This is a genomic window from Streptomyces sp. NPDC002911, from assembly GCF_053591835.1.
Map to the genome: position 1 here is coordinate 90,093 of NZ_JBSFUO010000022.1, position 7,273 is coordinate 97,365.

Genomic DNA, 7,273 nt, shown 5'->3' on the forward strand with positions numbered 1-7,273 from the left:
CCCCGATCGGTCCCGGCCGTGTGCCGGGACCGATTGTCAGTGCCGTGGTGCACGGTGGAAACCGCATCGGATCGAACGATCCGGAGGGGGATCCATGACCGTGTCCGTACAGACCGACGCAGCCGGCGGCGAAGCTCTGAGGCCTCACGCCGAGCATGCTTTCGCCGACGAGCTCACGGCGCTGGCCGCCGCCGACGACCGCCCCAGGCCCGCCCGTTGGAAGCTTTCGCCGTGGGCCGTCTCCACCTATCTGCTCGGCGGGACACTTCCGGACGGCACGCTGATCACGCCGAAGTACGTCGGCCCGCGCCGCCTCGTCGAAGTCGCCGTGGCCACGCTCGCCACCGACCGGGCCCTGCTGCTCCTCGGAGTTCCGGGGACCGCCAAGACCTGGGTGTCCGAGCACCTCGCAGCGGCCGTCAGCGGGGACTCGACCCTGCTCGTCCAGGGCACCGCGGGCACCCCCGAGGAAGCCGTCCGCTACGGGTGGAACTACGCGCAGCTGCTGGCCCGTGGACCGAGCCGCGAGGCGTTGGTGCCGAGCCCCGTCATGCGGGCCATGGCCGAGGGCATGACGGCCCGCGTCGAGGAGCTCACCCGCATCCCCGCCGATGTGCAGGACGCGCTCATCACGATCCTGTCGGAGAAGACGCTCCCCGTCCCCGAGCTGGGGCAAGAGGTCCAGGCCGTCCGGGGATTCAACCTCGTCGCCACGGCGAACGACCGCGACCGCGGAGTCAACGAGCTCTCCAGCGCGCTGCGCCGCCGGTTCAACACCGTCGTGCTGCCGCTGCCCGCGACACCCGAGGCCGAGGTGGACATCGTGTCCCGGCGCGTGGCCCAGATCGGACGCTCGCTCGACCTGCCCCCGGCGCCCGACGGCATGGCCGAGATCCGACGTGTCGTCACGGTTTTCCGTGAACTGCGCGAGGGCATCACCACGGACGGCCGCACCACACTCAAGTCACCGTCCGGGACGCTCTCCACGGCGGAGGCCATCTCCGTCGTCACCGGAGGACTCGCGCTCGCCGCCCACTTCGGCGACGGCATCCTGCGTCCGGGGGACGTGGCGGTCGGCATTCTCGGGGCAGTCGTCCGCGACCCCACGGCCGACCGTGTGGTCTGGCAGGAATACGTGGAGACCGTCGTCCGGGAGCGGGACGGCTGGAAGGACTTCTACCGCGCCTGCCGCGAGGCCGCCGAATGACTCCCCGAGGCGGGGGGCCCGCAGCCGCTCCCGGGGGGCCGCTGCTGCTGGGGGTGCGGCACCACGGGCCGGGCTCCGCCCGCGCGGTCCTGGCCGCCCTGGGAGCCGCCCGGCCGAGCGCCGTGCTTGTCGAAGGACCACCCGAGGGCGACGCGCTGCTGCCGCTCGCCGCGCACCGCCGTATGCGTCCGCCGGTCGCGCTCCTCGCCCACGCCGTGGACGATCCGGGGCGTGCCGCGTTCTGGCCGCTGGCCGACTTCTCGCCCGAGTGGGTGGCGATCCGCTGGGCATCGGCGCACGGAATCCCCGTGCGCTTCGTGGACCTGCCCGCCGCGCATTCCCTGGCCCTGGCGGAACAGCGGGAGGGCGGCCCGGAGGAGGAAAGCACCGGCATCGACCCGATCGGCGTTCTCGCCGGGGCCGCGGGCTACGAAGACCCCGAGCGCTGGTGGGAGGACGTCGTCGAGCTCCGTGCCTCGGACGGACGGCCCGCGGACCCGCGGGCCCCGTTCGCCGCGCTCGCCGAGGCGATGACGGCGCTCCGTGAGGCTCACGGGGACGGAGGGCATCCGCTGGACGCCGTCCGGGAGGCGTGCATGCGCCTCCAGCTGCGCGCCGCCCGCAAGGAGTTCGGCGACGGCGTCGCCGTGGTCTGCGGCGCGTGGCACGTGCCCGCGCTCACCGCGAGGACGACCGTGGCCGCCGACCGTGCGCTTCTCAAAGGAATGCCCAAGGTCAAGGCGGAGCTGACCTGGGTCCCCTGGACGCATCGCAGGCTCGCCCGGTACAGCGGATACGGCGCGGGGATCGAGTCGCCCGGCTGGTACGCGCACCTCTTCGGCGCCCCGGACCGGCCCGTCGAGCGCTGGATGACGAAGATCGCCGGACTGCTGCGCGACACGGACAGGGCGGTGTCCTCGGCGGACGTCATCGAGGCCGTCCGGCTCGCCGGGACACTGGCGGCCCTGCGCGGCCGCCCGGCCGTCGGCCTGGCCGAAGCCACCGACGCGGTCAGGGCCGTCATGTGCGAGGGCTCCGATGTGCCGCTCGCCCTCGTGCGGGACCTGCTCGTCGTCGGTGACGTTCTCGGCGAGGTCCCTGACACCGCCCCCGCCGTCCCCCTCCAGCGCGACCTGGACAGGCAGCAGCGCACGCTGAGGCTCAGGCCCGAGGCGGAGAAGCGCGATCTGGAGCTCGATCTGCGCAGGGACACCGACGCGGCCCGCAGCAGGCTGCTGCACCGGCTGCGGCTCCTTGGAGTGGACTGGGGCCGGCCTGCCGCGGGCCGGGGCAGTACGGGGACGTTCCGGGAGAGCTGGCGGCTGCGGTGGGAGCCCGAGCTGTTCCTCCGGATCGCCGAGGCCGGTGTGTGGGGCACCACGGTGCTCGGCGCCGCGACAGCCAGGGCCGAGTCGGACGCCGTGTCGGCGCCGTCGCTCGCCGGGGTCACCGCGCTCGCCGAGCAGTGTCTCCTGGCCGGACTGCCCGAGGCGCTGCCCGTCGTGATGAGGGCCCTCGCCGACCGGGCCGCCCTCGACGCGGACGTCGGCCACCTCGCCGACGCACTGCCCGCCCTGGCCCGCTCCCTGCGGTACGGGGACGTACGGTCCACCGGTACCGCGGCCCTGCGGGAGGTGGCCGGGGGGCTCGCCGAGCGCGTCTGTGTGGGCCTGCCGCCCGCCTGTACCGGCCTCGACGCGGCCGCGGCCGCCGAGGCGCACCGCCGGGTGGACGACGTGCACAGCGCGATCGGGCTGCTCGCCGGCGCCGTAGGAGGGGACGGCCTGCCCGAGCGGTGGGCCGGCGCCCTGCGCAAGCTGTCCGGCAGGGACGCGGTCGCCGGTGTGATCCGGGGCCGCGCCACGCGCCTGCTCCTGGACGACGGGCGGCTGGCCGGGAGCGAGGCCGCGCGCCTGATGGAACTGGCCCTCTCGCCCGGCACCGCACCGGCCGAAGCGGCGGCCTGGATCGAGGGCTTCGTCGGCGGAGCGGCGGGCGGAGGGCTGATGCTCGTCCACGACGAGCGGCTCCTCGGACTCGTCGACACCTGGCTGACGGGCATACCGGCCGGCACGTTCACCGACGTACTGCCGTTGTTGCGCCGCACGTTCTCGGCCTATGAGCCGGGTGTACGGCGCACCCTGGGTGAGCTAGTCCGCCGCGGACCGGACCTCGGCGCGGAGGGCGGCAGGGCCGTGCCCGTCGCGCCGGGCTTCGGTGAAGGACTCGACGAGGAGCGGGCGGACGCGGTGGTGCCGGTGCTGCGGCTGTTGCTCGGCTTCGACACCCCGGCGAAGGCGAGCGGATGAGCACGGGCCGGGCGGACACGAAGAAGGAAGAAGGGGGAGGAAGGCCGATGGACGCGACTCCTTCCGAGGACGAGCGGCTGCGGCGTTGGCGCATGGTGCTCGGTGCGGACAGCGACGAGAGCACGGGGCACACGCCCACCGGACGCGACGCGGCGGTGGACGGAGCGCTGACCGCGCTGTACGGCGGCGCCAAGAAGCCGGGCGGTCGGCGCGGAGCCGGGCGCTCCGCGGGGCTCGGGGCGTCCGCCCCGACCGTGGCCCGTTGGCTCGGCGACATCCGTACGTACTTCCCGGCCTCCGTCGTGCAGGTCATGCAGCGGGACGCGATCGACCGTCTCGGGCTCTCCGCCCTGCTGCTGGAGCCGGAGATGCTGGAGGCCGTCGAACCCGACGTCCACCTGGTCGGCACCCTGCTCTCGCTCCGCAAGGCCATGCCGGAGACGACCAAGGAGACGGCCCGCGCCGTCGTACGCAAGGTCGTGGAGGACCTGGAGCGCCGGCTGGCCACCCGTACCAGAGCCGCGCTCACCGGAGCCCTGGACCGCTCGGCCGGTAACCGCCGGCCGCGCCACCGGGACATCGACTGGGACCGCACGATCCGGGCCAACCTCAGGAACTACGTGTCCCTGCCCGGCGGTGAAGGGGCCGGCACGGTGATACCCGAACGTCTCATCGGGTACGGGCGCACCGACCGGTCCGTGAAGAAGGACGTCATCCTCTGCGTCGACCAGTCGGGGTCCATGGCCGCATCGGTCGTCCACGCCTCGGTCTTCGGCGCGGTACTCGCCTCGATGCGGACCCTGGCGACCCGGCTCGTGGTGTTCGACACAGCCGTCGTCGATCTCACCGATCAGCTCGACGACCCGGTCGACGTCCTGTTCGGTACGCAGCTCGGCGGAGGTACGGACATCAACCGCGCGCTCGCCTACTGCCAGTCGAAGATCACCCGTCCGGCGGACACCGTCGTCGTCCTCATCAGCGATCTCCACGAAGGAGGGATCCGTGACGAGATGGTCGAGCGGGCGGCCGCGATGAAGGCGTCCGGCGTGCAGTTCGTGACCCTGCTCGCTCTCTCCGACGAAGGCACGCCCTCCTACGACCGGGAGCACGCGGCCGCGCTGGGGGCACTCGGCTCCCCGGCCTTCGCCTGCACTCCGGACCTGTTTCCCGAGATCATGGCGGCCGCGATCGAGAAGCGGCCCCTGCCGGTACCGGACGCCGGCCGGTGACCGGAAGGTCTCTCCCCGAGCCCGGCCGGAGGCCGGCCGGCCTCCCCGGCCCGCCCCCTCGGAGGGGGCGTTTTGTCCTTCCTACCCCGGCTACCAGCGCGATCTGTGACCGGTATCACCGCTCAGGTGTGATCTGCAATTTAGGGTCCGGTGCGGTGCGGGGATAACCTGCCGGATGGACATGCCGCGTACTCGGTCACCGTGTGCGCCTCCCTAGTGACTGTGCAGTCACGTTGCCCTCGCGGCACGCCCACGCAGAAAACGAACCGCGAGACCACTAAAAGGGACGGACGCGCGTGGACCTGTTCGAGTATCAGGCGAGGGACCTCTTCGCCAAGCACGGTGTACCGGTGCTGGCCGGTGAAGTCATCGACACGCCTGAAGCAGCCCGCGAGGCGACCGAGCGGCTGGGCGGCAAGTCCGTCGTCAAGGCGCAGGTGAAGGTCGGTGGCCGCGGCAAGGCCGGCGGCGTCAAGCTGGCAGCCACCCCCGACGAGGCGGTCGCCCGTGCGACCGACATTCTCGGCATGGACATCAAGGGCCACACGGTCCACAAGGTGATGATCGCCGAGACCGCGCCGGAGATCCTGGAGGAGTACTACGTCTCGTACCTCCTCGACCGCACCAACCGCACCTTCCTGGCCATGGCCTCGGTGCAGGGCGGTATGGACATCGAGGAGGTCGCGGAGAAGACCCCCGAGGCGCTCGCGAAGGTCCCGGTCAACGCCGTTGACGGCGTCACGATCGAGAAGGCCCGCGAGATCGTCGCGCAGGCGAAGTTCCCGGCCGAGGTGGCCGAGAAGGTCGCCGAGGTCCTGGTGACGCTGTGGGACACCTTCGTCGCCGAGGACGCGCTCCTCGTCGAGGTCAACCCGCTCGCCAAGGTCGCCAACGGCGACATCCTGGCGCTGGACGGCAAGGTGTCTCTCGACGAGAACGCCGACTTCCGGCAGCCGGAGCACGAAGCCCTCGAGGACAAGGCCGCGGCCAACCCGCTCGAGGCCGCCGCCAAGGCCAAGAACCTCAACTACGTCAAGCTCGAGGGCGAGGTCGGCATCATCGGTAACGGTGCCGGTCTGGTCATGTCGACCCTGGACGTCGTCGCGTACGCCGGTGAGAGCCACGGCGACGTGAAGCCCGCCAACTTCCTCGACATCGGTGGCGGCGCCTCCGCAGAGGTCATGGCGAACGGTCTCGAGATCATCCTCGGCGACCCGGACGTCAAGTCCGTCTTCGTCAACGTCTTCGGTGGTATCACCGCCTGCGACGAGGTCGCCAACGGCATCGTCCAGGCCCTGGAGCTGCTCAAGTCCAAGGGCGAGGACGTCACCAAGCCGCTGGTCGTGCGCCTCGACGGCAACAACGCGGAGCTGGGTCGCAAGATCCTCTCCGACGCCAACCACCCGCTCGTTCAGCGTGTGGACACCATGGACGGCGCGGCCGACAAGGCTGCCGAGCTCGCCGCGGCTGCGAAGTAAAGGACGAGGGACTCCAACACCATGGCTATCTTCCTCACCAAGGACAGCAAGGTCATCGTCCAGGGGATGACCGGCGCCACGGGCATGAAGCACACCAAGCTCATGCTGGCCGACGGCACCGACATCGTCGGTGGCGTGAACCCGCGTAAGGCGGGCACGTCCGTCGACTTCGACGGCACCGAGGTACCGGTATTCGGCTCCGTCAAGGAAGCGATGGAGAAGACGGGCGCCGACGTATCGGTCCTCTTCGTGCCGCCGGCCTTCGCGAAGGCCGCCGTCGTCGAGGCGATCGACGCCGAGATCCCGCTGGCCGTCGTGATCACCGAGGGCATCGCCGTCCACGACTCGGCCGCCTTCTGGGCTTACGCCGGCTCGAAGGGCAACAAGACCCGCATCATCGGCCCGAACTGCCCGGGTCTGATCACCCCCGGCCAGTCCAACGCCGGCATCATCCCGGGCGACATCACCAAGCCCGGCCGCATCGGTCTCGTGTCCAAGTCCGGCACGCTGACTTACCAGATGATGTACGAGCTCCGTGACATCGGCTTCTCGTCCGCCGTCGGTATCGGTGGCGACCCGGTCATCGGTACGACGCACATCGACGCCCTCGCGGCGTTCGAGGCGGACCCGGAGACGGACCTCATCGTGATGATCGGCGAGATCGGTGGCGACGCCGAGGAGCGTGCCGCCGACTACATCGCGAAGAACGTCACGAAGCCGGTCGTCGGCTACGTCGCGGGCTTCACGGCCCCGGAGGGCAAGACCATGGGCCACGCCGGCGCCATCGTCTCCGGCTCCTCCGGCACCGCCGCGGCCAAGAAGGAGGCCCTCGAGGCCGCAGGCGTGAAGGTCGGCAAGACGCCGACCGAGACCGCCAGGCTGGCGCGCGAGATCCTCGGCGGCTGACGTTCGCAGCGTCACCGCTTCACGGCTGAACGGCGCGGGCCCCCCCCCCCTGGGCGAAGGGGGTGGGGGCCGCGCCGGGTAAGTACCGGTCGGGGGAAGTGTAAGGGAAGGGGGGGGACCAGGCGCTAACGGCCGGTGGGGAGG

General features: G+C 71.6%; 5 protein-coding genes. All 5 read left to right on the forward strand.

Features of this window, described 5'->3' with window-relative positions; genetic code table 11:
• Positions 1-94: 94 nt before the first annotated feature.
• Complete coding sequence (locus ACWD04_RS26460) at positions 95-1,207, forward strand: ATP-binding protein (RefSeq protein WP_451135960.1); 1,113 nt, start codon at positions 95-97, stop codon at positions 1,205-1,207.
• On the forward strand, positions 1,204-3,516 hold the full coding sequence (locus tag ACWD04_RS26465) for a DUF5682 family protein (protein WP_451135962.1): 2,313 nt from the start codon (positions 1,204-1,206) through the stop codon (positions 3,514-3,516). The genes ACWD04_RS26460 and ACWD04_RS26465 overlap by 4 nt, the downstream gene beginning before the upstream one ends.
• A gap of 47 nt (positions 3,517-3,563) precedes the next feature.
• Positions 3,564-4,745: a VWA domain-containing protein gene (locus ACWD04_RS26470; RefSeq protein ID WP_451135964.1), complete on the forward strand. Its 1,182-nt coding sequence runs from the start codon at positions 3,564-3,566 to the stop codon at positions 4,743-4,745.
• A 296-nt stretch (positions 4,746-5,041) separates the two neighbouring features.
• The gene (gene sucC / locus ACWD04_RS26475; RefSeq protein ID WP_451135966.1) at positions 5,042-6,223 is read left to right on the forward strand and encodes an ADP-forming succinate--CoA ligase subunit beta; all 1,182 of its coding nucleotides are present in this window, start codon (positions 5,042-5,044) and stop codon (positions 6,221-6,223) included.
• Between the two features lie 21 nt (positions 6,224-6,244).
• Positions 6,245-7,129, forward strand: coding sequence for a succinate--CoA ligase subunit alpha (sucD, locus tag ACWD04_RS26480; RefSeq protein WP_451135968.1), 885 nt, complete (start codon positions 6,245-6,247; stop codon positions 7,127-7,129).
• The last annotated feature ends 144 nt before the right edge of the window (positions 7,130-7,273 follow it).

What these genes read in the sequence shown, in the direction of transcription:
- ACWD04_RS26460 (WP_451135960.1), top strand. Translation starts at nt 95, where the DNA reads ATGACCGTGTCCGTACAGACCGACGCAGCCGGCGGCGAAGCTCTGAGG.
- ACWD04_RS26470 (WP_451135964.1), top strand. Translation starts at nt 3,564, where the DNA reads ATGGACGCGACTCCTTCCGAGGACGAGCGGCTGCGGCGTTGGCGCATG.
- sucD (WP_451135968.1), top strand. Translation starts at nt 6,245, where the DNA reads ATGGCTATCTTCCTCACCAAGGACAGCAAGGTCATCGTCCAGGGGATG.
- ACWD04_RS26465 (WP_451135962.1), top strand. Translation starts at nt 1,204, where the DNA reads ATGACTCCCCGAGGCGGGGGGCCCGCAGCCGCTCCCGGGGGGCCGCTG.